This window comes from Nocardia sp. NPDC127526 (genome assembly GCF_042672265.1).
GTDB lineage: Bacteria > Actinomycetota > Actinomycetes > Mycobacteriales > Mycobacteriaceae > Nocardia.
Genome location: NZ_JBHXVO010000010.1, coordinates 161,124 through 185,272, shown reverse-complemented (window position 1 = coordinate 185,272; position 24,149 = coordinate 161,124). Strand labels below are relative to the sequence as shown.

Here is a 24,149-nt window from a genome sequence, read left to right as displayed (position 1 = left end):
ACACCGCCGGGAGCAATGACTCCGGGCGTACGGAAGCCGCTGGGATGACGAAGGTTTCGGAGCCGGGTCCGGTCAAGGCCGCGGAGACCGCGGTCTCGGATTTCGGCATCGACACCACCACGCTGTCGAGCCGGGAAGCGGTGCGCGACTACGTGGCCCGGCTGCGGGCCGGTGAAATCGGTTCGTTGCCGGCCATTCTCGGCCTAGTCGTACTGGTTGTGCTGTTCTCGGTGATGTCGGATGTGTTCTTCTCGCTCAACAACATCGCCAATCTGCTGGCGCAGGGCGCGGGTCAGACGATCATCGCGATCGGCATCGTGTACGTGCTGCTGATCGGGGAGATCGATCTGTCGGCGGGCACCGCCTCCGGCGTGGCGGGCGCGGTGCTGGCCATGCATTACGTCGAAGACGGAAATCTCATGTCCGGCATGGGATCCACCGTGTTCTTCATCTTCAACGCGTTGCTGATCCTGGGCGCGGTGCTCGCGGGATTGCTGCGCATCTGGCCGGGCGTGGCCATGTCGCTGCTCGGCGTGGCCATCACCGTCATCGGATTCAAGGCCAATCCGTGGGTGGAGATGCTGCTCGCGGTGTGCGTGGGCGCGGCCATCGGCTGCATCACCGGATTCCTCATCGCGAAGATCGGCATGCCGTCCTTCGTGGTCACACTGGCGCTGTTCCTGGCCTGGCAGGGCGTGATTCTGCAGCTCATCGGCGAGGGCGGCGTGCTGGGCATCAGCTCCTCGCACGTGCTCGACCAGGTCGCCAACGGAAACCTGTCGACCCTGGGCAGCTGGCTGCTGTTCGTGATCGCGGCCGGTGGCTATGCGGCGGTCACGCTGGGCGGGCATTTCCTGCGCCGCCGCCGCGGCCTGGTCACCCAGCCGACGCCGCTGGTGCTCGCGAAAGTGCTGGCGCTCACCGTTTTCGCGGCCATCGTGACCATCCTGCTCACGGTGAACCGCTCGCCCAACGATCTCATCGAGATCTCCGGCGTGCCGTACGTGGTGCCCATCGTCCTGGCGCTGATGGTGGCCGGCACCTACGTGCTCAACCGCACCACCTACGGCCGCCACATCTACGCGGTCGGCGGCAATGCGGAGGCCGCCCGGCGCGCGGGCATCAACGTAACGCAGCTGCGGGCAAGCGTTTTCGTCATCTCCTCCTCGTGCGCGGCGATCGGCGCGATCGTCTACTCCTCGAAGGTCGGATCGGTGGATCCGCAAGCGGGCGGCCTGAATACGCTGTTGTTCGCGGTCGGCGCGGCCGTCATCGGCGGCACCTCGCTGTTCGGCGGGCGCGGCCGGGTGGCCGACGCGGTGATCGGCGGCGCGGTGCTGGCGGTGGTCTCCAATGGCCTCGGCCTGCTCGAACAGCCGGCCGCGGTGGTCTCCATAGTCACCGGTCTGGTGCTGCTGCTGGCCGCCACGGTCGACGCATTGTCGAGACGCCGCGCGGCGGTGGCGCAACGGTGAGCGCGGCAGTGGTATTCCTGAGGTCATGACCGTCGCCCGACCGGACGAGGTGCGCCGCTTCAACCGGTCGAGCCTCCTGCGCCTGCTGCACATCGGAGGCCCCGCCACCCGCGCGGCGCTGGCCACCGAACTGGGCCTGAACCGCTCCACCATCAAGATGCTCGTCGACGCCCTCGCCGAGAGCGGACTGGTGGAGGAGCGGGTGCCGCGGCTGCCCCGCGGCGCGGGCCGCCCGTCGCTGCTGGTGCTGCCGCAACCGCACGCGGCGGTGGTGCTCGCGGTCGATGTGCAGGTCGAGCACGCCGGTATCGCGCTGGTCGGATTCGGCGGGCAGATCCTGGGCCGCAACAGCTGGAATCTGCATGGGCGGCAACGGGAACCGGACGAAGTGATCACCCATATCGCCGAATCCGCGACCCTGCTCGCCGCCGATCTGGGCCTGCGGCCGGTGGCGGCCGGGATCTCGGTGCCGGGCGTGGTGCGCCGGGCCGACGGGCTGGTGCACGACGCATCCAACCTGGGCTGGGCCGATGTGTCGCTCGGGCAGCGGATGACCGGCGTGCTCGGCGTGCCCGTGGTGGTCGGCAACGATGCCGAATTCGGGGCGCTGGCCGAATACGCGCGCGGCGCCGGGCGGGGCGCCGATGACGCGGTCTTCGTGTCCGCCGATGTCGGGGTGGGCGGCGGGCTCATCTCGCAGGGCACGCTGCTGCGCGGCTCCGCGGGCTATCTCGGCGAGATCGGGCATATGACGGTGCGTCCCGGCGGCCGATCCTGCCACTGCGGCAATGAGGGCTGCTGGGAGACCGAGGTCGGCGAGGCCGCGCTGTGCCGGGCGCTGGGGCTGTCCGAGCACGGCCCGCGCGGGGCCATTGTCGCGGAACTGCGTTCCCTGCAAGGCGATTGCGAACCCCGGCTCAGCGAATACCTGGACTGGTTGACCCTCGGCCTGGTCAATGTCGTCAATATCCTGGGACCCGAACTCGTCGTTCTCGGTGACCTTTTCACCGCCCTGCCCGACACCGCCGTCGCCCGCGTCGGCGACCAGGTCCGCCGCCGCAGCATGGTCAGCCGCGCCCTCGGCGGCGTGCGCATCGAAAAGTCCAGGCTGGGAGCGGATCTGAAGCTGCTCGGCGCCGCCGAAGCGGCCTTCGACGACGTGCTGGGCATGCTCTGACATGCGGATCCGGGGCTGTGCGGTATCGATCGGCCGCGCCTGGTGTTGAATTCAGGCATGGAGCAGCTACCCGAGGACTGGGACCGCGGCATCGTCATCGTCGCGCACCCCGATGACATCGAATACGGTGCGGCCGCAGCCGTCGCGCGCTGGACGCGGCAGGGCAAGGACATTCGCTACGTCCTGGTCAGCAGCGGCGAAGCCGGCATCGCCGGCCTCCCGCCCGCCGAATCCGGCCCCCTGCGCGAACTCGAGGAACGCACCGGCGCGAAAGTCGTCGGCGTCACCGAGGTCGAATTCCTCGGCTACCCAGACGGCCGCATCGAGGAAAGCATCGCCCTACGCCGCGACCTGGCCGCCGCCATCCGCCGCCACCGCCCGGAAATGGTGGTGCTGTTCAACTTCGGCGACGGCTGGGCCCGCGGCTACGCCAACAGCGCCGACCACCGCGCTGTGGGCCGCGCCGCCCTCGACGCCGTCTCCGACGCCGGCAACGAATGGATCCACCCCGAAATCGCCGACCTCCCCATCTGGTCCCCCCGCTGGGCCGCCGTCTACGGCGTCCCCGACGGCAGCCACGCCGTCGACGTCACCGACACCATCGAACCCGCCGTCGAATCCCTCATGGCCCACACCCGCTACCTCGAGGCCCTCAGCCCCGAACCGGTAGCCGCCCAGGCCCGAGCCGTCATCGACATGACCACCGGCCCCAAGGAAGGCTTCCCGGCACCCCACGCCGTCTCCTTCGAACTCTTCTACTTCGCCGGCTGACCCGACGGCAACTCGAACCCCATGTGGCATGGTATGGGCGTGCGAGTAGCGGTGGTGGCCGGACCAGATCCGGGACATGCCTTCCCAGCGATCGCGTTGTGCCTGCGATTTCTAGCGGCCGGCGACGAGCCGGTGCTGTTCACCAGCCCGCGCTGGTTCGATGCCGCACGCGAAGCCGGCATCGGCGTCCGGCGCCTCAAAGGCCTGGCCCCCCGCCCCGAGGACGACGACGCCGACGCCGGCGCACGTATCCATCAACGAGCAGCCCACATCGCCACAGAAATCCTCCCGGACCTGAGCGCCATGCTCCCCGAGCTCATAGTCTCCGACATCCTCACCGCCGGCGGCGGAATGGCAGCCGAACGCCTCGGCCTCCCCTGGGCGGAATTGTCCCCCCACCCCCTGTACCTCCCATCGAAAGCCTTGCCACCCATAGGAAGCGGTCTCGCCCCCGGCGAAGGCGTGCGCGGCCGCGCACGAGACTCCATGCTGCGCACCCTGACCGCCCGCGCCATCCGCCGCGGCGAGGTCCAGCGCGAGCAAGCCCGCGCGAGCATCGGTCTACCACCCCAGGATCCAGGCCCGACCGCCCGGCTCATCGCGACCCTGCCCGCACTGGAGGTACCCCGCCCGGACTGGCCGGAGAACGCGCATCTGGTCGGCCCGCTGCTCTGGGAGCCGACCGACCACGTGCTGGAGCTGCCGCCGGGCAACGATCCGCTGGTCATGGTCGCGCCCTCGACCGCACACACCGGAGTCAACGGCATGGTCGAAACGGTCCTCGAAGCGCTCGACGGTGCGGGAGTCCGAATCGCGGTATCCATGCTCGACACCCCGCCCACCGACCTTCCGCCTTGGGCCACAGCCGGTTTGGGCCGACAGGACGAGATTCTCCGCCACGCCTCCGTCGTAATCGGCGGCGGCGGACACGGCCTGCTCGCGAAATCCCTGCTCGCAGCCGTCCCCGTGATCACCGTCCCGGGCGGCGGCGACCAATGGGAGCTCGCCAATCGCGCCGCCCGCCAAGGCAGTTCGATCCTCATCCGCCCGCTCACCCCGGAAGCCGTGCGCGAGTCCGTCCAGCAGCTCCTCGACGAGCCGTCATACAAAGCGGCCGCCGTCTCGGCAGCCGAAGGCGCGGCGGTAGTCACCGATCCCGTCCAGGTCTGCCATGACGTGCTCGAAGCCGCCCGAGCCGGCTGACTCACCGAAGGTGGCTGCGCGGCTGGCCCGAGGGACTGCCCGAGGAGGACTCTCGACCAGGACGCCCAGGTGAGCGGCCGTCGATTCGTCTGGTGATCCCCGGGTTTTCGGGGCGCGCAGCCCGGTGGCGTAGGCTCGCGGCCGTGCGGTTGACGGAGTTCCAGGAGCTGTTGCATACCGAATTCGGGACGGCGCGGGGAGATGCGCTGCTGACCGACCATGTGTTGCCGTCGATGGGAAAGACGGGAGCGCAAGCCATCGAGTCCGGGATCGATCCGCGGGACGTGTGGCGCGCGCTGTGTGCGGAATTCGATGTGCCGCGTACGCGGTGGTGAGAGAAGAGTTGATTGCTGTGGGATCCCAGTCGCCGTTCGAGCTGCCGCCTGCCGTGAGGGAGTTGTTCGGCGCCGATCCGGAGTTCTCCGACGACCATGAAGGCGCCAGCGGCGGCGTGGTCAACGTCAACGGAATCTATTGGATGAAAAAGGGTCCCGAGGCTGTAGCCGAGCACGAGCGGCTGACATGGCTGGAGACACAGGGCCTGCCGGTGCCGAAGGTGGCCTTGTTCGAGGCCGATGTGCTGGTGCTCGCCGATGCGGGCGTCGCCAGTCTGGCTTCGGCCGAGGTGGATTCGCCCGGTGCGGCAATGGCCGAGGCGCTGCGGCGGCTGCACGCGCTGCCGATCGCCGACTGCCCGTTCGACGCCCGAATCGACACCATGCTGCGACTGGCGCGCCGGCAGGTGGAGGACGGCTTGGTCGACGCCGAGGACTTCGACGACGACAATGCCGGCCGCACCCCGGAGGCGGTGCTCGAGCAGCTCATCGCCGAGCGCCCCGAGGTCGAGGATCTCGTTGTGGTGCACGGTGATTACACGCCGTCGAATGTGCTCGAGGGCGGCATGCTCATCGATCTCGGACGCCTGGGCGTGGCCGACCGGTACCGCGATATCGCGCTCGCGCTGCGGGATCTGGACGACGACTTCGGTCCGGGCGAGGTGGCGGCATTCCTCGCCGCCTACGAACTGTCCGAGCCGGATCAGCGCCGCGTGCACTACTACCGGCTGCTCGATGAATTGTTCTGAGCGGCGGGTTATTCGCCTGACTGCTCGACGAGTCGTTGCGAGCAGCGATTATTCGCCCGGCTGCGTCTTCTTCGCGTAATGCCGGGTGGCCTTGGCGCGGTTGCCGCAGGTTGCCATGGAATGCCAGCGGCGGGCGCCGTTCTTCGACGTGTCGTGGAACCACAGCACGCAATTGGGGTGCGCGCACTGTTTGATGCGGTCGGGGGCGGCCAGCAGGGATAGCAGATTGTCGGCCGCGCGCCAGGCGGGCAGCCAGTGCGGATTGCGGACATCGGTTTCGTCGGCGGGCCCGGCGGGGGTGAGGGTCCGGCGGATGCGGCCGTGGTCGAGCACGGCATTGAGGGCATCGGCGGAGCCGCCGCGCGCTACCTGCAGGATGGCTTCGCGCGCCGTGAGCAGGGCGCGCAGGGTCGGTTCGTCGGCGGGGGCGGTGAGGTCGTTGTCGGCCAGCCACCGGCGCAGGCCGTCCACATCGGTGAGCAGGTCCTGCGGTCCGTCGGGGGATATCCAGCGGGTGTTGAGCAGGTCCAGGGCGAGTGGTTCGCCGAGGTGGGGGCGTGGATCGGGCACGACTGAGGGTAACCGGCGCGGGCTCGTCATCGACGCAACGCCTCCTCTCTAACCGGTAAAAATAATTATGAGGGTTGACAGTGGGATTGTCGTATCGCTAGGTTCTAACCTGTCAAACAACGGACACTGGTTAAAGCTTCCCAAGGGGTCATCATGACTGCACCTGCGCTCGCCACCGGCCACATCGGCCTCAATGTCACCGACCTGGATCGCTCGGTGGACTTCTATCGGCGCGCTCTCGGATTCGAAACCCTCGGCGCCGGCGGGGAAGGGGAGCGGCGGTTCGCCTTCCTCGGTGCGGACGGCAAGCTGCAGGTCACGCTGTGGCAGCAGAGCGACGGGCAGTTCAACGTGAAAACGCCCGGACTGCATCACCTTTCGTTCCAGGTCGGCACCATCGACGAGGTGCGGGCGGTGGAATCGGTGCTGAAGGAGCTGAATGTGGCCTTCGCGCACGACGGCGTCGTCGCGCACGGCGAGGGCGCGTCCTCCGGTGGCATCTTCTTCACCGATCCGGACGGGATTCGCCTCGAGGTGTACGCGCCCGCCGGGGCCGAGCACGCGCCCGCGCCGAGTGGGGCCGCGCCCACCTGCGGCTTCTTCTGAGATCATGGCCGTCACCTACCATCCGGGCGAGCTGGCCGTGCAGGAGCGCATGGGTCAGGCCGATATCGCCCAGCGCGTGGGGCGGATGATCCGCGCCGACATTCCGGCCGCCGCGGCGGAATTCCTGGCCGCCCAGCCAATGGTCGTGGTGGCGGCCGCCGATGCCGCGGGGCGGTTGTGGGCGAGCCCGCTGATCGGGCCGGCCGGGTTCGCCCGGGCCGTCGGCGAGCGCACCATCGTGGTGGACGCGCTGCCGGTTCCCGGTGACCCGCTCGTCGAATCACTGCGCGCCACGGGGCATCTCGGGATGATCGCCTTGCAGCCGCAGCGTCGGCGGCGCATGCGGGTCAACGGGGTTTCCGAACCTACCCCGGCGGGGCTGCGGATCACCACCGATCAGGTGTATTCCAACTGCCCCAAATACATTTCCCGCCGGGGCATCGAAGAATGGTCGGACAGCGGCGCGGTGACCGTCCGGCGCGCAACGGAACTCGATCCGGAGCAGCAACGGGCGCTCGGTGCCGCCGATACGTTCTTCATCGCCTCCGCCGATCCGGACGGCAATGCCGATGCCTCCCATCGCGGCGGGAACCCCGGCTTCCTGCAGGTGCTTTCGCCGACTCGCCTGCGCTGGCCGGACTATCGCGGCAACTCCATGTTCATGACGCTGGGCAATATCGCCGCCGATCCGCGCTGCGGACTGCTGGTGCTCGACTGGCGCACCGGCGCGACGCTGCAACTGACCGGCACCGCCGAAATAACCTGGGACGAAGCCACGTTCACCACCGGTGCGCAATGCTCCATCGACTTCACCCTCACCGAGGTGGTCGAGATCTCCGGCGCCACACCACTGCGCTGGAGCGAGCCCGAACTCTCACCCGTCAATCCCTGAAAGGACTCGCCATGCGACCCCCACTGCCGCCCTTCGACCTGGAATCCGCCAAGGCCAAGGTTCGCGCCGCCGAGAATGCTTGGAACACTCGCGATCCCGAGACGGTTGCGAACGCGTACACCGAGGATTCGGTGTGGCGCAATCGCGATGAGTTCCTCACCGGACGCGCCGAGATCGTCGACTTCCTGAAGCGCAAGTGGGCCACCGAGAACGGTTACGCGCTGCGCAAGGAGCTGTGGAGCTTCCGGGAGAACCGCATTGCCGTGCGGTTCCAGTACGAATGGCACGACGAGGACGGTCGGTGGTACCGCAGCTACGGCAACGAGCTGTGGGAATTCTCGCCGGAGGGGCTGATGTCCCGGCGGGAGGCCAGTATCAACGATGTGCCGATCGCCGAATCCGAGCGCCGCATCTTCGGTCCGCGCACCGCCGAGGAGGAGGACGCTCTGCTTCCTATCCGGTGAGCCGGGGACGGCGCCGGCCCCGTCGCGTGGGGTGGGCCGGCGCCGTCGGACGGGTTTGCCAACGCCCTCGAAAACTTCGCTGGCGTGTCGCGGGGCGTGGTGTTTGCCTCGAACACCTGTTCGTTTAAGCTGTCGTCGGAACTTGTCGGTGCTGCCCTCTAACGTGGGCGCCAACCACAGAACGAGATACACCCATCAGAAGGGGACCAGACGATGGCACCACAGGCTTTTGACCGCGACAAGGCGCTCGAGCTGGCGTTGGCGCAGGTCGAGAAGAGCTTCGGCAAGGGCGCGGTCATGCGCCTGGGCGAGGAGGCCCGCCAGCCGATCTCGGTGATTCCGACCGGCTCCATCTCCCTCGACGTCGCCCTCGGCATCGGCGGTCTGCCGCGTGGCCGCATTGTCGAGATCTACGGTCCGGAATCCTCGGGTAAGACCACCGTCGCCCTGCACGCGGTCGCCAATGCGCAGGCCGCCGGCGGCGTCGCCGCCTTCATCGACGCCGAGCACGCGCTGGATCCCGATTACGCCCGCAAGCTCGGTGTGGACACCGACGCGCTGCTGGTGTCCCAGCCCGACACCGGTGAGCAGGCCCTCGAAATCGCCGACATGCTGGTGCGTTCCGGCGCCATCGACATCATTGTCATCGACTCCGTGGCCGCCCTGGTGCCGCGCGCGGAAATCGAGGGCGAGATGGGTGACAGCCACGTCGGTCTGCAGGCCCGCCTCATGAGCCAGGCGCTGCGCAAGATGACCAGCGCCCTGAACAACTCCGGCACCACCGCCATCTTCATCAACCAGCTGCGCGAGAAGATCGGCGTCATGTTCGGTTCGCCGGAAACCACCACCGGTGGTAAGGCGCTCAAGTTCTACGCCTCCGTGCGCCTGGACGTGCGCCGCATCGAGACCCTCAAGGACGGCTCCGACGCGGTCGGCAACCGCACCCGCGTGAAGGTCGTCAAGAACAAGGTCAGCCCGCCGTTCAAGCAGGCCGAGTTCGACATCCTCTACGGCGTCGGCATCTCCAAGGAGGGCTCGATCATCGATATGGGCGTCGACCAGGGCTTCATCCGCAAGTCCGGCTCCTGGTACACCTACGAGGGCGACCAGCTCGGCCAGGGCAAGGAGAACGCCCGCAAGTTCCTGCTCGAGAACACCGACGTCCGCGACGAGATCGAGAAGAAGATCAAGGAGAAGCTGGGCATCGGCGCCGATATCACCGCCACCGACGAAGCCCCGGCCGACTTCTAACCCATGCCCGATCGGGAACCCCCTGGGCCCCGGCCACATTCGCCGGGGCCCACCGGCCCCCGCCTCGACGCGGTAGAACGCCTCCGCCGCGAACTCGAAGCCCTCGAATCCCGCCACCCCAAACGCGCCCGCCCCACCCGCGCCCGCACCTCCTGGGACACCACCGATTCCACCTGGGATCTCGGCGGTGAATCACCCACCACATGGTCCCGCGCCGCCCATGAACCGCCCGCCGACCATGAGCTCGACGGGGAGTCCCCCGACAGCGCACCAACCGACGACGCCTTCACCGAAGACGACGACCCGGCCACGAAACCGAGGCGCGCCCACCAACGTCCGCCCCACGGGCTACGCCGATCGCCGGGGCAGCGGCGAGAGGAAGCGTCCGCTGACCCCGGCGATGGCGACGACGTGCCCGGCGGTGATCGGCACGGCTTCGCAGACGTTCCGGTGACCGCAGCCGAGGATCGCGCGTTGAACCGGTTGGCCGCGGCCGGTCTCATCGACGGTGCCGCTGTCTCTCCGGGTTCTGTTGTTCGTGGGGGAGAGCTGCATCGGAAGCACGCCGCGCGTGGAGGTTCCGAAGCGGGAATCGCGGATCATGTGTCGCCCGACAACGATCGGGAATCCGCCGTCGAGGCGGAGCAGACAGCGTTCCGTGGCCGTGAGACTCGGGGCGAGCGGGCTGCTCGTCGCCGGGCTGAACGTGCGGAGCGTTCCCGGGCGGCGCGAAACGCTCAATTCGGCGATCCGGAAACCGGGGGCACCGAAGCTCAGGCCAAAGAGGTCTGTCTTCGGCTCTTGGCCGATCGGGCGCGCAGTCGCTCCGAGCTCGCGGATCGCTTGGCGACCAGGGGGTTCACGCCGGAGGTGGCGAATCGTGCGTTGGACCGGCTGACCGAGGTCGGGCTGATCGATGATGCTGCTTTCGCTCAGCAGTGGGTGCATTCCCGGCATACCTACTCCGGCAAGGGGAAGAAGGCCCTGGCCCAGGAGTTGCGGCGCAAGGGTGTCGCGCAGGAGGATGCCGAGGAAGCGTTGTCCACCATCACCGGTGACGACGAACAGTCTCGCGCCACCGAACTGGTGCGGCGCAAACTGCGGTCGATGCCTCGGGAGCTGGACCGCGAGAAGACCATTCGCCGCCTGGTCGGCATGCTGGCCCGCCGCGGTTATGGCTCCTCCACCGCCTACGCCGTCGTCAAGGCCGAACTCGACAATGCCGGGCAGGATCTCGATTCGTCGGAACTCGACTGATCGAGAATTCCGGTGCCGGCCCCGGACCTCCACCGGCGTTCCCGCGAGCTGCGAAAACGGCGGCGCACCAACAGTTTCGGTAGCGTGGGCGGCAGCACTGCCTGTGTGGTTCGGGCTGTTGGAGCGGCCGGGGTGGCCGGAGGGAGAACGGCATGGTCGAGAGCGCTGCCGCGGATTCGATCGAATTGGTGGACGAGGATTTCTACACCGATCCACACCGGTACTACGACCGCTGGCGTGCGCGCGGCCCGGTGCATCGGGTACAACTCGTCAGCGGCTCCCAGGTCTGGGTGATCGTCGGCTACACCGAGGGCCGGGCAGCGCTGGCCGATCCGCGCCTCCGCAAGAACGCCGCCGACCTGTACGAGTTGTTCCGGCAACGAAATGTCCGAACCCTCTCGGATTCGAACGCCCAAACCCTCGCCGCCCACATGCTCAACAGCGATCCGCCCGAGCACACCCGCCTGCGAAAACTGGTCTCCCGCGCCTTCCTTCCCCGCCGCGTCGCAACGTTGCGCCCGCGCATCGAGGAAATCACCGCGGCCCTGCTCGACGACATGGCCGCCCACGACGAGATCGACCTCATGCAGGTCTTCGCCAACCCCCTGCCGGTCACCGTCATCTGCGAACTCCTGGGCGTGCCCTTCGATGAACGCGCCGACTTCCAGGAGTGGACCAGAATCCTGGTCAGCTCCGGCGGCACCATCGAGGAACGCGCCGCCGCCACTCTCGGCATGAGCGAATACCTCCGAAAACTCATGGTGGACAAGCGCGCTCACCCCGGCGACGACCTGCTCTCCGAACTGGTCCAGCCCACCCCCGACGGCGACCGCCTGGACGAGCAGGAATTGGTCGCCATGGCCTTCCTCCTCCTCGTGGCCGGCCATGAGACAACGGTCAACCTGATCGGCAACGGCACCCACGCCCTCCTGCGCAACAGACCCCAATGGGACGCCCTCCGCGCCGACCCGACCGCCATCCCCGCCGCCATCGAAGAATTCCTCCGCCACGACGGCCCGGTCGGCTGGACCACCCTCCGCTACACCCACGAGCCGGTCCAGATCGCCGGAATCGACATCCCGGCAGGGGAATTCATCTATGTCGCCCTCTCGGCAGCCAACCGCGATCCGGCACGCTTCGATAGTGGCGCCACCCTCGACATCGCCGCGAACGCCACCGGCCACCTGGCCTTCGGCCACGGCATCCACTTCTGCGTAGGTGCCCCCCTGGCCCGCCTGGAAGCCGACATAGCCTTCAAATCCCTCCTGACCCGCTTCCCCGACCTAACCCTCGCCGACCCCGCCTTCGAACCCTCCTGGCAGCACAGCCTCCTCATCCGCGGCATGTCCGAACTCCCGGTCCGCCCCCACGGCTGATCAATGGAAACGGACCCAACGGAATACGACCAGTCTGTATAAATGGTTCGAGATCGACTGCGGGGCAGGCGATTTCATTGATTCCGCGTGCTGAATCCGGAGCTTTCCGCATATGGCGAAAGCTATACTGCGATTGCAGCGCAATATAATTCGATTCTTTTAGGAGAAAATCGCGGGTTCGCTGCGATATCGACCCGGTAGGGGTCGATGGTGCCGTCGGCATGCTCAATGCGCCGGGCACGGACCTCCGGCAATCGTGGATCGTTGACGCTTCACTGCTGTTCGGAGAAGTGTGAAAACCATCTAGCGATACAGGGAGTGAAGTCATCATGGCTGACGTGGATCTCGGCTTGGCCACTGATTGGGATGAAGGCGACACGCACGGTCGGATCAAACTGCGGACGAATCAGGTGTATCCGGATTCGCCGAAGAAGGATGTTCTCATCAGTTCGCCGGTGAGTATCGAACTATCGGTGAACACCAACTACAGCACCAGTCAGGAAGCCGACAAGATCTTTTTCACAACACATCACGGCACGCAGAAGAAGATCATCGCCATTCTGGACTCCGACGGGAACCTGCACATCGCGGGTCGCCTGATCGAAGGCGCCCAGGACCTGAAGTATCGGTAATCGCCGACTCGTCGCGGCTGCCCGGTCCATCCGGGCAGCCCACCCGTCGAGAACTCGGCGGCACCCGAGATCAAGGTCGGCAGCGGAGACACGCCCAGCGCTCGACATCTCGTCCAGCAATACCCCCGCCTTGCGGTGGGGGAGGCAGAGTTGGCCCCTGCCTTCGGGCTTCGAAGAAAGGAAGTATCCGCGACCTGCGCACCGGGTACCGCGATCGAGGGTAGCACGTGGTTGAAATGGGCTGGTTCAGTGTGAGATTCGGCCGGAGCGCCGACTTCCCGTCCGGCTCGGCCCGCGGTTTTCTCCGCGCCGGGGCGGCCGGTGCGCTGCCAAACGGGGGAGTGGGTCGCGGCCGTGGGTGGCGGGGCCGCGCCGACCGCGAGCCGCGATCATCCGCTTCCGGGTTTCCAGGACCCACACCACTCCGATCGCCCCGACGAAGGCCGTGAGGCCCGCCAAGAGGGGAGTGACGACCGTGACCACGAACAGTCCGAGGATGAATTGCCGCTGGTCCCTGTCCTGGTCGCTCATGAATCCCAGTATGCGAGCCCGATCTCCCCGTGTCCGCCATCTACCGACATTGACCCCAACCCGCACTCTCGAGATGCCGGGGCTCAGATGAGATTCAGTGCGAGGGCCGCGGTACCGGCCACCGCCAGGAGTGCGTCCACTCCGACGTGCATTCCTATCGCCGGGCGGATGTCCTTGTTTCGCCAGGCGAGCCAGAAGCCGGGGAATGTGAAGATGATCCGCGACAGGAACATCCACGGTGACCAGAAGTGGTACAGCGAAAACAGGACTGTGTTGATCACCGGGGCCCGGTCGCCCAGATGCGCGATGCGGGGTAGCAGGAAGCCGCGGAAGTACAGTTCCTCGATGAGCGGGAGGGAGATTCCGGTCAGCGGCAGACAGATCACCATCGTGGTGAGCATGATCGAGTGCGAGTAGCCGTCGATGTATGCGGTGCCGCCGCCGGTGTCCGCGAAGGGAAGCCAGGCGAAGAGGTTTTCGAGGAAGAAGTTGTTCACCGGGGCCAGCGCGAACCCCACCGCCATCATCCACACGATGAGCGGAATGGTCATCGCCACCAGCTTCCCGCGCGGGACCGGCTTGTCGGTGTAGTGCAGCACACCGCGCAATGAGAAGCGGCCGTTGAGCTTACGGCCCAGCCCCAGCAGCCCCGCCAGGACCGGTATGAGCACCAGGCACAGCGCGATCGCCCAGCCCAGCAGGGTCGGATAACCGATGGTCTCGGCGAATGGTTCGCCGACGAGCAGGTAGGCGGCGACGATCAGGGCGCCGGGGATCAGGTGCAGTGCTATGGACAACGGCAGGGAATGGCGGGCGCTCAGCAGCACCTCGACTGTTCGGCTCGGTTCGGTGACTCGTGTTGTGGCCGTGGGACGCGGTGTTCTCTCCATGCCGAGAACGATCGCCGGGCCCGCGCACATGCCGCAGACACGAGACGGACACGACCCACACGACACTGGGTATAAGTAGATGTATACGTAGACAAATGAGCCGGCCGATGGCACGATCGCAAGGTGCAGATCGGGATTCTTGGGCCATTCGAGATCCGCTCGGAGGACGGCACTTTCGCTGAAGTGCCGGGTGCGCGGCTGCGCGGATTACTGGTCGCCCTCGCGCTGGATCCGGGACGAGTGGTATCGAAACCGGCTCTCGTCGACTGGATCTGGGGCGAGCATCCGCCCGCGGGAGCGGCAGGCGCCTTGCAGCGCTTGGTTTCCCGGCTGCGGAGGGTGCTGCCGGACGGATCGATCGAAGGGCGGGCGGGCGGCTACCGAATGCGGGTGGAGCCCGATGCGGTCGACGCGGTGCGGTTCGAACGCCTTGTCGCCGAGGCTCGCGGTGCGGAAGGCCCACGCGGAGTGCGTTTGCTGCGCGAGGCCCTCGGGCTGTGGCGTGGCGCGCCATTGCAGGACATCGGTGTGCAGGGGAGTGAGGCATTCGATGCGGTGGTCACCCGGCTCGAAAGACTGCGCCTGGCGGCCCTGGAGGACCGGTTCGAGGCGGAGATCGGCCTCGGCAACGGTGCGAAATCGGTCGCGGAGTTGACCGAACTGGTGGCCGCGCATCCGGTGCGGGAACGTCTGGTCGCCGCATTGATGCGGGTTCTCGCGGCCGATGGTCGTGACACCGAGGCGCTGCTGGTGTACGAGCGCACGCGCCGAATCCTCGCCGACACACTGGGTGTCGACCCGTCACCGGATCTGTCCGCTCTGCACGTGGCATTGCTGCGGGGCGAGGTGGGTCGCGGGAGGGAGGTCCGAACGACCAATCTGCGAGCCGAGCTGACCAGCTTCGTCGGCAGGGAGGCCGATATCGCTGCGGTTCGTGAACTCGTCGATGAGCATCGTCTCACCACCCTGATCGGCTCCGGTGGATCGGGGAAGACCAGGCTGGCCACGGAAATCGCGCACACGGTGCACGGCGATCTGCCCGATGGAGTGTGGGTGGTAGAGCTCGCGGGCATCGGCGCCGACGGTGAACCGGTGCAGGGGCGCGGAAACGCTGTGGCGCAGACGACGCTCGCCGCGCTCGAGCTACGGGATGCGCTGCTCGGTGAGGCATCGGCTGCGGAGCCGGCGGATCGAGTCATCGCGAGTCTCCGCGAGCGGTCGATGCTATTGGTTCTGGACAACTGTGAGCACGTCATCGAGTCGGCCGCGGCCTTCGCCCACCGCGTGCTCGGCGAATGCCGGCGGCTGCGGATCCTCGCGACCAGCCGCGAACCCCTCGGCATCACCGGCGAAGCACTCTGGCCCGTCGCACCGCTGGCCCTGCCGGGCGACGACGCCGCCCCGAGCGAGATCGAATCCGCGCCCGCCGTGCGGCTTTTGCGCGACCGCGCCGACGCGGTGCGCAAGGATCTCCCCGCCGACGACGCCACCCTGGCAACCCTGGCGCGAGTCTGCCGGGCCCTGGACGGCATGCCATTGGCCATCGAACTGGCCGCCGCCCGCTTGCGCACCATGTCCCTCGAACAGCTCGCCAATGGCCTCGACGACCGCTTCCGCCTGCTGACCGGCGGCAGCCGCACCGCCCTGCCGCGACACCGCACCTTGCGCGCGGTGGTCGACTGGAGCTGGGAACTGCTCACCGACGCCGAACGCGCGGTACTGCGCCGCCTGTCGGTGTTCTCCGGCGGCGCGAGCCTGGAAGCCACCGAACGAGTTTGCGGTGATCCGAATCAGGAGAACGCGCTGGTCGACGCTGATCAGGTGCTGGAGTTGCTGACCGCGCTGACCGAGAAATCACTGGTGCTCACCGAGGACGGCCCGGCCCCGCGCTACCGCATGCTCGGCACCATCAGGGAATACGCCCGGCGGCGTCTCACCGAAGCGGGGGAAGCGGATCGGGTGCGGCGTGCGCATCTCGGGTATTTCACCGACCTCGCCGAGATCGCCGACCCGCATCTGCGCCGCGCCGAGCAAATGGAATGGCTCGCCATCCTCGAGCCCGAGCACGACAATATCGCCGCCGCCATGCGCGGTGCGCTCGTGGCCGAGCACGCCGACGCCGCCATGCGGCTGGCCGCGGCCGCGGCCTGGTACTGGTGGCTCGGCGGTCACAAGGCGGAAGGCGGCGAGCTGATCTCGGCGGCCACCACCCTGCCCGGCGAAGTGTCCGACGCGAGCCGGGCCATTGTGTACGCGTTCGTCGTGCAGTTCGTGACGTCCGGGCGGCAGGGTGACGAATACCAAGTGGAGCAGTGGATCCGCAGGGCCGGCGCCATCGCCCGCCGTATCCGGGTCCGTCATCCGGCGGTGCGGTGTATTGCCCCGCTGGAGCGCATGCTGCAGGGCCCCGGCGCCTTCCTCCCCGCATGGGAATCCCTGCTGTGCGACGACGACCCCTGGGTGCGCGCGCTGGCACGCTTGCATATCGGCAGAATGCGGGTCCAGCTCGGTCACGGCGGCAGCGCTGCCGACGCTTGTCTCGAGCAGGCGCTCACCGAGTTTCGCGCCATCGGCGACCGATGGGGAATCTCTTTCGCCCTGACCGAGCTGGCCGATCGCATTGCCGTGCGCGGCGATTTCGCCGCCGCCTGCGAGTACTACGACGAGGCGATCGCGGTCGTCACCGAGGTCGGCGCCTTCGAGGACGTGGTGCCGATGCGCTCGCGGCAGGCCCAGTTGTACTGGCTGCTGGGCGATTCCGAGTCGAGTGCGGCGGCCATAGCCGAGGCGCAGCGCGCCGCGGAGCGAGTCGCCTGGCCGAACGTGCTGTCCGAGCTGGCGCTGGCGCGCGCGGAGCTCGCCCGCTGGCGCGGTGATTTCGAGCAGGCGCATCGGCAAATCGACGTCACGACAACACTATTGAGCGCCGGCGGCGAGCGGGCATACGTTCGCGCGATGACACAGGACCTGCTCGGCTACCTCGCCGAGGATCTCGACGAGGCTCGGGCGCACCGCATCGCCGCCTACCGCGCCGCAGCGGAGGCGGGGCACGCGCCGCTGATCGCCCAGGTGCTGGTAGGGACAGCGGATCTCGCACTGCGTGCGGAGCAGTTCGAGCAGGCCGCGCGGCTGCTCGCGGCGAGCGAGGACGTGCGCGGTCTGCCGGATCGTGCGCAACCCGATGTGGCCAGGATCGAGCACGCCCTGCGAAATAGATTGGGCGACAAAGCGTTCACGGACGCGTTTCAGGCAGCGGCGCGAATGAACCGGGCGGGGCTGGTCCAGGCCACGCTCGGATCCTGAATCCGCGTCTGCGGGATGTCTGCCCGGTGTCTGGGCGACGGTCGATCGTTGCTGCCATGAGAACGATCAGAGACAACGGAATCCGGGTGCCGCGGGCCTTCCGGCGGGTGGCGGTCACCGCCTTGGCGGCCGCACTGCTGACCGGAGCGGGTGCGACCGGGATGGCTGTCGCGGACGGCGCGGATCGCCCGCAGCTGCGAAAGGCCCTCCAGGACATCGTCGATGCGGGTATCACCGGAATACAGCTGCGCGTGCACGATCAGCACGGCGAGTGGGTGGGCAGCGCCGGAGCGAGCGAGCTGGGCGGGGCCGAGCAGCCATCGACCGACGGGCATTTCCGGATCGGCAGCACCACCAAGACCTTCTACTCGACCGTGGTGCTGCAACTGGTGGGCGAGGGCAGGATCGGACTGGACGCCCCGGCGGCCGACTACCTTCCCGAGTTCGATCTGGACCGGCAGATCACGGTGCGAATGCTGTTGCAGCACACCAGCGGCGTCTACGACCACACCGGCGAGTATTTCCCCGGCGGGAGGTACGAGCCGGGGATCCCCTGGCAGGGCAAGGAATGGGTGGACAACCGATTCCACACCTATACCCCGGAGGAGCTGGTGCGGCTGAGCCTGTCCAAAGGCCCGAAGTTCGTGCCGGGCACGGACTGGAGCTACTCCAACACCAACTACGTGCTGGCCAAGCTCATGATCGAGAAGGTCACCGGCCGCTCCTTCGCCGAGGAATTGGCGACGCGGATCCTGCGACCGCTCGGACTGCGGAACACCGTGACGCCGGAATACTCGCCGGAGATCGCCGAGCCGCACGCGCACGGCTACTACAAGTACGACGTCGGCGCTGGGCAGTGGACGACGGTCGACGTCACCCGCCAGAATCCCTCCTGGATCTCCGCCGGCGGTGACATGATCTCGACCACCGCGGACCTGCACACGTTCTTCTCCGCGCTCGTGGGCGGAAAACTCCTCCCGGCCGCGCTGCTGACCGAGATGACCAAGGCGCACCCGACACCCGATCCGAAGATGAGCTACGGCCTCGGGCTACAGGTGCGCGACGTGGGCTGTGGCACCGTTCTCTCCTCGGACGGCGGCGTCCAAGGCTACGGCACATTGGTGTACAGCACACCCGACGGCGGCACGACCATGGAAGCCTCGCTGACCTACGTGGACGCCGATCAGAAGAACGCTCCAGTGCAAGCGCAACTGATGGCGAAGGTGCGGCTGACCGGCGAGGTGCTCTGCGGCGAGCAAGCCTGATCCCGCCGGGACACCGCGAAATGCGTTGTGGGCGCGGAGCTCGATGCTCCGCGCCCGCAACGCGTTCGGATGGGGATCCGGGGTTACTTCTTCTCGCCGTCTCCGGTGAGGACGATGTCCATGCCCGGAGGGGCCGCCGTGAGGGTGGTGTCGGCGGGGAGGGCGCGGCCGCCGCGTTTGCGGGTGCGGAGCCAGCGTTCCAGGCGGGTGGCGAAGACGGTCAGGGCGTAGTTGAGGGCGATCATGATGACCGCGATCACCAGCAGGGCGGGGATGATGTTCTGTTCGGCGGCGCCCAGGCGTTGGCCGGAGCGGACGATTTCCAGGTAGGTGATCTGGTAGCCGAGGGCCGAATCCTTCAGGGCCACGACCATTTGGGAGACCAGGGCGGGGAGCATGGCGGTGATGGCCTGGGGGAGCAGGATGGTGGTCATCACCTGGGTCTTGCGCATGCCCAGGGCTACGGCCGCCTCGGTCTGGCCCTTGGGCAGCGAGCGGATGCCGGAGCGGACGATCTCGGCGATGACCGAGGCGTTGTAGATGGTCAGGGCCGTCACCACCGCGGCCAGCGCGAGCTGGGTGGAGGGGAAGACGTTGTAGTCGGAGAAGACGGCGAACAGGAAGATCATCAGGATCAGCACGGGGATGGCGCGTGCGAATTCCACGATGGTGCCCGCGACCAGGCGCACCCAGGCGTGATCGGAGAGGCGGAGGACGCCGAAGATCATGCCGAGAACGAGCGCGAAGACGATGGAGATGACCGCTGCCACGATGGTGCCGCGCAGGCCGGGCAGCAGGTAGGTGCTCCAGATTTCGCCTTCCACGAACGGCTTCCACTTGTCCGCGGTGAACTGGCCCTTGTCGGCCAGGCCCTTGTAGGCGACCCCGGCCAGCACCGCCAGCGCGACGACCACCAGCACCGAGTAGAGGCGGTAGCGCAGTTGCGCGCGGGGGCCGGGCGCGTCGTAGAGAACCGAAGCCGCGGTCATCGTGCCACCTCGTATCGTTTGGCCAGCCAGCCGAAGAACAGGCCGGTGGGCAGGGTCAGCACCACGAAGCCCAGCGCGAAGATGGCGCCGATGGACAGCAGCGCCGCCTCGTTCTCGGTCATCTCGGCCATGAGCAGTGCCGCCTCACCGACACCGATGGCGGCGGCGATGGTGGAGTTCTTGGTGAGCGCGATGAAGACCGAGCCCAGCGGCGCGATGACCGCCCGGAAAGCCTGCGGCAGCACGATGAGCCGCAGATTCTGGGTGAAGGTCAGCCCCAGCGAGCGGCCCGCCTCGGACTGCCCCAGCTGCACGGTATTGATGCCCGACCGCAGCGATTCGCAGACGAAAGCCGCGGTGTAGATGCTCAATCCGACGATCGCCCAGCGAAAGTTGTTGTCCGCGATATCGGTCGGCCCCTCCGGCGCGAGCTTGAACCCCAGGGTGGAGTACAGGCCCAGCGAGCAGAACACGATGATCAGCGTGAGCGGGGTATTGCGGAACACGGTCACATACGCGGTGCCCAGCCAGCGCGCCACCGGCACCGGCGACACCCGCATGGCGGCGACAAGCGTGCCGACGATCAACGCCCAGAACGCCGAATACAGCGTCAGTTTGATGGTCACCCAGAATGCGTCGAGCAACCGGTCGTCATACTCCGAGATCAAGTCGAACACGACTGTCGCGTCCCTCCGATCGAAATGCCATGCGGGCCGGACGGTGTCATCGGGATCGCCGTGACCTGCCGCCCAGCCCGCGTTGTCAACTCAGTACCGATCAACCTTCGGCGGCTCCGGAGCCGTGAATCCGGTGCCGGCGAAGTTCTTCTCGAGGGCCGACTTCCAGGCGCCGCTGGTGATCATGGCCTCGATCGCGTCGTTGATCTTGTTGCGCGATTCGGTATCGCCCTTCTTCAGGCCGATGCCGTACTTCTCGGTGGTGAACGGCGTGCCGACGACCTTCAGCACACCCGGCGACTGCGCCGCGAAACCGCGCAGAATCGTCTCATCGGTGGTGAGCGCATCCACCGAACCCGACTTCAGCGCCTCCACGCACAGCGAGTAGGTGTCGTACTCCTGCAGCTGAACGTCCTTGGCGTACTTCTCCTTGACGTTCTGCGCCGGGGTGGAGCCCTTCACCGAGCACAGCTTCTTGCCGCCGGTCAGCGACTCCACACCGGTGATGTCGGTGTTGTCCGAGCGCACCAGCAGCGACTGACCCGTGATGTAGTACGGGCCCGCGAAATCGACCTTCTCCTTGCGCTTGTCGGTGATCGAGTAGGTGCCGACCACATAGTCGACCTGCCCGTTCTCGATCAGCGTCTCGCGCTGCGGGGTCGGCGCCTCGACGAACTTGATGTTCTCCGGCTTCACACCCAGCTGCTCGGCGACGTACTTGGCGACATCGACGTCGAAACCGCTGTAGGAGCCGTCCTTGTTCTGCAGACCGAGGCCGGGCTGGTCGAACTTGATGCCGATGGTCAGCTTGCCGTCGGCGGCGTTCTGGCTCGCGGTCTTGTCGCTGCCGCCGCCGCACGCGGTGGCGGCCAGCGCCAGGGCGATCGCCCCGACAGCGACCCGGAGCGCTTTGTTGAACCTCATCGGGAGTCCTTATCTCTCGTGAAACGAACGGTCAGTGGCTGAGGATCTTGCCGAGGAAATCCTTGGCGCGATCGGATTTCGGTGCGGTGAAGAACGAGTCCGGATCGGTGTCCTCGACGATCTGGCCGTCGGCCATGAACAGCACCCGATTGCCGGCGCGGCGCGCGAAGCCCATCTCGTGGGTGACCACGACCATGGTCATGCCGTCCTTGGCCAGCTGCACCATCACCTCGAGCACCTCGGACACCATTTCCGGGTCGAGGGCGGAGGTGGGCTCGTCGAACAGCATCACCTTCGGATTCATGGCCAGCGCGCGGGCGATCGCCACGCGCTGCTGCTGACCACCGGACAACTGAGCCGGATACTTGTCCGCCTGATTGGCGATGCCGACCCGCTCCAGCAGTTCCATACCGCGCTTACGGGCTTCGTCCTTGCCCTGGCGGCGCACCTTCACCGGCGCCAGCATGACGTTCTCGATGATGGTCTTGTGCGCGAACAGATTGAACGACTGGAACACCATGCCCACGTCGGCGCGCAGCTTGGCGAGCAGCTTGCCTTCGTCGGGCAGCTTCACCCCGTCGATTGCGATATCGCCGGAGTCGATCGTCTCCAGTCGATTGATGGTGCGGCACAGTGTCGACTTGCCGGATCCGGATGGTCCCACCACGATCACGACCTGCCCCTTGGGCACTTCGAGATTGATGTCACGCAGAACGTGCAGCGAGCCGAAGTGCTTATCCACATTCCGCATCGAGATCATCGGCGCGGACTTGTCCACGGAAATGGCAGCGTCGGTCATGACCAGTGACCTTAGAGGGCTCATGCCCGAAATGCTCAACTTTCGCCTGTCGAACGAAACTGTGCCGCGACCCGACACTCGTCCGTAACCCCGGATTGACGCGGAAGTGATGGGAGAGACGCGGGTCACCTTCCGGTTAGGAGCGGGCGATGGTGGTTGAGGAGCACTCCGGCGCAGCCATTACCCTGGTTGGGTGAATTCGTTGGGGCAGGTTTCAGCACGTAGCGCGGTCGTCGACGCGGTGGTGGGCGCGCAGGATGCCCGGACCTACGAGGTCCGCACCTACGGCTGCCAGATGAACGTGCACGATTCCGAACGCCTCTCGGGTCTGCTCGAGGACGCCGGATACGTCAAGGCGGCTCCCGGCGATACCGCCGACCTGGTGGTTTTCAATACCTGCGCGGTGCGCGAGAACGCCGACAACAAGCTGTACGGGACGCTCGGGCACCTCGCGCCCATCAAGGCCGACCGGCCGGGCATGCAGATCGCCGTCGGCGGCTGCCTCGCGCAGAAGGACCGCGACACCGTCGTCAAGAAGGCGCCCTGGGTGGACGTCGTCTTCGGCACCCACAACATCGGCTCGCTGCCGGTGCTGCTGGAGCGGGCCCGCCACAATGAGCAGGCCCAGGTCGAGATCATCGAGGCCCTGGAAGCCTTCCCCTCCACCCTGCCCGCCAAGCGGGAATCCGCCTACGCCGGCTGGGTGTCGATCTCGGTGGGTTGCAACAACACCTGCACCTTCTGCATCGTGCCGTCGCTGCGCGGCAAGGAAGTCGACCGCCGCCCCGGCGATGTGCTCGCCGAAGTGCAGGCCCTCGTCGACCAGGGCGTCATGGAGGTGACCCTGCTCGGCCAGAACGTCAACTCCTACGGCGTCTCCTTCGCCGACCCCACCGAGGAGCGCGACCGCGGCGCCTTCGCCAAACTGCTGCGCGCCTGCGGCGGCATCGAGGGCCTCGAGCGTGTCCGCTTCACCTCCCCGCACCCGGCCGAGTTCACCGATGACGTCATCGAGGCCATGGCCGAGACCCCCAACGTCTGCCCGCAACTGCACATGCCGCTGCAGTCCGGCTCCGACCGCGTGCTCAAGGCCATGCGGCGTTCCTACCGCAGCGCGAAGTTCCTCGGCATCATCGAGAAGGTCCGCGCCGCCATGCCGCACGCGGCGATCACCACCGACATCATCGTCGGCTTCCCCGGCGAGACCGAGGAAGACTTCCAGGCGACCCTGGATGTGGTCCGGCAGGCGCGGTTCACCAGCGCCTTCACCTTCCAGTACTCGATTCGCCCCGGCACGCCCGCCGCGACCATGCCCGATCAGCTGCCCAAAGCGGTTGTGCAGGAACGCTACGACCGGCTCATCGCGCTGCAGGAGCAGATCTCGCTGGAAGGCAATCAGGCGCTCATCGGCACCGAGGTGGAACTGCTGGTCGCCGAGGGCGCGGGCAAGAAGAACGCCGCCACCGCCCGCATGAGCGGTCGCGCCCGCGACGGCCGCCTGGTGCACTTCCGCCCGCCCGCCGATTTGGCTCCCGGCTCGGAGATCCGCCCCGGCGACATCGTCACCGTCACCGTGACGGGCGCGGCCCCGCACCACCTCATCGCCGACAGCGAGGTCCACACCCACCGCCGCACCCGCGCCGGCGACGCCCACGAACGCGGCGTCACTCCGAAGACGGCCCCCATCGGCGTCGGCCTCGGCCTCCCGCGCATCGGCGCCCCCGCCCCCGAACCCGTGTCCTCCGGCTGCGGCTCGGAATGCGGAGCATGATGAGACCCGCCCCCCGGGCATGACCATGCGACTCCAGCTGGACAGGCGATCACCGGGAACTGGTGGCGGCATTGTGCGAGTAGGGTCCGCCACCAGTGCCCGGTCGATGATGTTTCAGATGGTGCCCGCCCCGTTGCAGGATTCCTGCCCGACTCAGGAACACGCCCTATGACCGAGCAACACCCCAATGGCCCGGACGACGCGCGCCGAAAGGACGATCCGGTGACAGGCAACGACGACGC

General features: G+C 67.3%; 22 protein-coding genes. 16 read left to right on the top strand and 6 right to left on the bottom strand.

What is annotated here, in order from left to right; genetic code table 11:
- Positions 1–44 precede the first annotated feature (44 nt).
- The 6 genes from ACFVIV_RS19645 (at position 45) to ACFVIV_RS19620 (ending at position 5,710) form a co-directional block, all read left to right on the top strand.
- Positions 45–1,475: a sugar ABC transporter permease gene (locus ACFVIV_RS19645; protein ID WP_379198198.1), complete on the top strand. Its 1,431-nt coding sequence runs from the start codon at positions 45–47 to the stop codon at positions 1,473–1,475.
- Positions 1,476–1,500: 25 nt separating this feature from the next.
- Complete coding sequence (locus ACFVIV_RS19640) at positions 1,501–2,652, top strand: ROK family protein (protein ID WP_379198196.1); 1,152 nt, start codon at positions 1,501–1,503, stop codon at positions 2,650–2,652.
- Positions 2,653–2,709: 57 nt separating this feature from the next.
- Complete coding sequence (locus ACFVIV_RS19635; protein WP_379198194.1) at positions 2,710–3,423, top strand: PIG-L deacetylase family protein; 714 nt, start codon at positions 2,710–2,712, stop codon at positions 3,421–3,423.
- Between the two features lie 39 nt (positions 3,424–3,462).
- Positions 3,463–4,626 carry a glycosyltransferase gene (locus tag ACFVIV_RS19630; protein ID WP_379198192.1) on the top strand — a complete coding sequence of 388 codons (1,164 nt, stop codon included), beginning with the start codon at positions 3,463–3,465 and terminating at the stop codon, positions 4,624–4,626.
- Positions 4,627–4,769: 143 nt separating this feature from the next.
- On the top strand, positions 4,770–4,961 hold the full coding sequence (locus tag ACFVIV_RS19625) for a DUF3046 domain-containing protein (protein ID WP_379198190.1): 192 nt from the start codon (positions 4,770–4,772) through the stop codon (positions 4,959–4,961).
- A gap of 17 nt (positions 4,962–4,978) precedes the next feature.
- The gene (locus tag ACFVIV_RS19620; protein WP_379198188.1) at positions 4,979–5,710 is read left to right on the top strand and encodes an APH(3') family aminoglycoside O-phosphotransferase; all 732 of its coding nucleotides are present in this window, start codon (positions 4,979–4,981) and stop codon (positions 5,708–5,710) included.
- A gap of 48 nt (positions 5,711–5,758) precedes the next feature.
- Here ACFVIV_RS19620 and ACFVIV_RS19615 read toward each other — a convergent pair whose 3' ends face one another.
- Complete coding sequence (locus ACFVIV_RS19615; protein ID WP_379198186.1) at positions 5,759–6,280, bottom strand: CGNR zinc finger domain-containing protein; 522 nt, start codon at positions 6,278–6,280, stop codon at positions 5,759–5,761.
- 153 nt (positions 6,281–6,433) lie between these two features.
- On the opposite strand from ACFVIV_RS19615, the gene ACFVIV_RS19610 reads away from it, so the two are divergent.
- From ACFVIV_RS19610 to ACFVIV_RS19580, 7 genes are all read left to right on the top strand, one after another.
- Positions 6,434–6,886, top strand: a complete 453-nt coding sequence (locus tag ACFVIV_RS19610; protein ID WP_379198184.1) for a VOC family protein — start codon at positions 6,434–6,436, stop codon at positions 6,884–6,886.
- A 4-nt stretch (positions 6,887–6,890) separates the two neighbouring features.
- Positions 6,891–7,778: a pyridoxamine 5'-phosphate oxidase family protein gene (locus ACFVIV_RS19605; RefSeq protein ID WP_379198182.1), complete on the top strand. Its 888-nt coding sequence runs from the start codon at positions 6,891–6,893 to the stop codon at positions 7,776–7,778.
- 11 nt (positions 7,779–7,789) lie between these two features.
- On the top strand, positions 7,790–8,242 hold the full coding sequence (locus ACFVIV_RS19600; RefSeq protein WP_379198180.1) for a nuclear transport factor 2 family protein: 453 nt from the start codon (positions 7,790–7,792) through the stop codon (positions 8,240–8,242).
- A gap of 213 nt (positions 8,243–8,455) precedes the next feature.
- Positions 8,456–9,493 (top strand): recombinase RecA, encoded by a 1,038-nt coding sequence (gene recA, locus ACFVIV_RS19595; RefSeq protein WP_379198178.1) that lies wholly within the window; start codon positions 8,456–8,458, stop codon positions 9,491–9,493.
- Positions 9,494–10,096: 603 nt separating this feature from the next.
- Entirely contained in the window at positions 10,097–10,750 is a 654-nt protein-coding gene (recX, locus tag ACFVIV_RS19590) for a recombination regulator RecX (protein ID WP_379198248.1), read from the top strand.
- 152 nt (positions 10,751–10,902) lie between these two features.
- Positions 10,903–12,126 (top strand): cytochrome P450, encoded by a 1,224-nt coding sequence (locus tag ACFVIV_RS19585; RefSeq protein WP_379198176.1) that lies wholly within the window; start codon positions 10,903–10,905, stop codon positions 12,124–12,126.
- Positions 12,127–12,455: 329 nt separating this feature from the next.
- Positions 12,456–12,758: a DUF6342 family protein gene (locus ACFVIV_RS19580; protein WP_379198174.1), complete on the top strand. Its 303-nt coding sequence runs from the start codon at positions 12,456–12,458 to the stop codon at positions 12,756–12,758.
- Between the two features lie 614 nt (positions 12,759–13,372).
- On the opposite strand, the gene ACFVIV_RS19575 is transcribed toward ACFVIV_RS19580, so the two are convergent.
- On the bottom strand, positions 13,373–14,179 hold the full coding sequence (locus ACFVIV_RS19575) for a CPBP family intramembrane glutamic endopeptidase (RefSeq protein ID WP_379198172.1): 807 nt from the start codon (positions 14,177–14,179) through the stop codon (positions 13,373–13,375).
- A gap of 123 nt (positions 14,180–14,302) precedes the next feature.
- Between ACFVIV_RS19575 and ACFVIV_RS19570 the strand changes: the two genes are divergently transcribed.
- Positions 14,303–17,482 (top strand): BTAD domain-containing putative transcriptional regulator, encoded by a 3,180-nt coding sequence (locus tag ACFVIV_RS19570; protein WP_379198170.1) that lies wholly within the window; start codon positions 14,303–14,305, stop codon positions 17,480–17,482.
- Positions 17,483–17,538: 56 nt separating this feature from the next.
- On the top strand, positions 17,539–18,747 hold the full coding sequence (locus ACFVIV_RS19565; protein WP_379198168.1) for a serine hydrolase domain-containing protein: 1,209 nt from the start codon (positions 17,539–17,541) through the stop codon (positions 18,745–18,747).
- Positions 18,748–18,830: 83 nt separating this feature from the next.
- Here the strand turns inward: ACFVIV_RS19565 and ACFVIV_RS19560 are convergent, their stop codons facing one another.
- The 4 genes from ACFVIV_RS19560 to ACFVIV_RS19545 form a co-directional block, all read right to left on the bottom strand.
- Positions 18,831–19,736, bottom strand: coding sequence for an amino acid ABC transporter permease (locus ACFVIV_RS19560; RefSeq protein ID WP_379198166.1), 906 nt, complete (start codon positions 19,734–19,736; stop codon positions 18,831–18,833).
- Positions 19,733–20,413: an amino acid ABC transporter permease gene (locus ACFVIV_RS19555; RefSeq protein WP_379198164.1), complete on the bottom strand. Its 681-nt coding sequence runs from the start codon at positions 20,411–20,413 to the stop codon at positions 19,733–19,735. Before ACFVIV_RS19555 ends, ACFVIV_RS19560 begins: the two co-directional genes overlap by 4 nt.
- Positions 20,414–20,503: 90 nt before the next feature.
- Complete coding sequence (locus ACFVIV_RS19550) at positions 20,504–21,337, bottom strand: glutamate ABC transporter substrate-binding protein (RefSeq protein WP_379198162.1); 834 nt, start codon at positions 21,335–21,337, stop codon at positions 20,504–20,506.
- Between the two features lie 31 nt (positions 21,338–21,368).
- Positions 21,369–22,097 carry an amino acid ABC transporter ATP-binding protein gene (locus tag ACFVIV_RS19545; RefSeq protein WP_379198246.1) on the bottom strand — a complete coding sequence of 243 codons (729 nt, stop codon included), beginning with the start codon at positions 22,095–22,097 and terminating at the stop codon, positions 21,369–21,371.
- 280 nt (positions 22,098–22,377) lie between these two features.
- On the opposite strand from ACFVIV_RS19545, the gene miaB reads away from it, so the two are divergent.
- Positions 22,378–23,907: a tRNA (N6-isopentenyl adenosine(37)-C2)-methylthiotransferase MiaB gene (gene miaB / locus ACFVIV_RS19540; protein WP_379198244.1), complete on the top strand. Its 1,530-nt coding sequence runs from the start codon at positions 22,378–22,380 to the stop codon at positions 23,905–23,907.
- Positions 23,908–24,149: the final 242 nt, after the last annotated feature.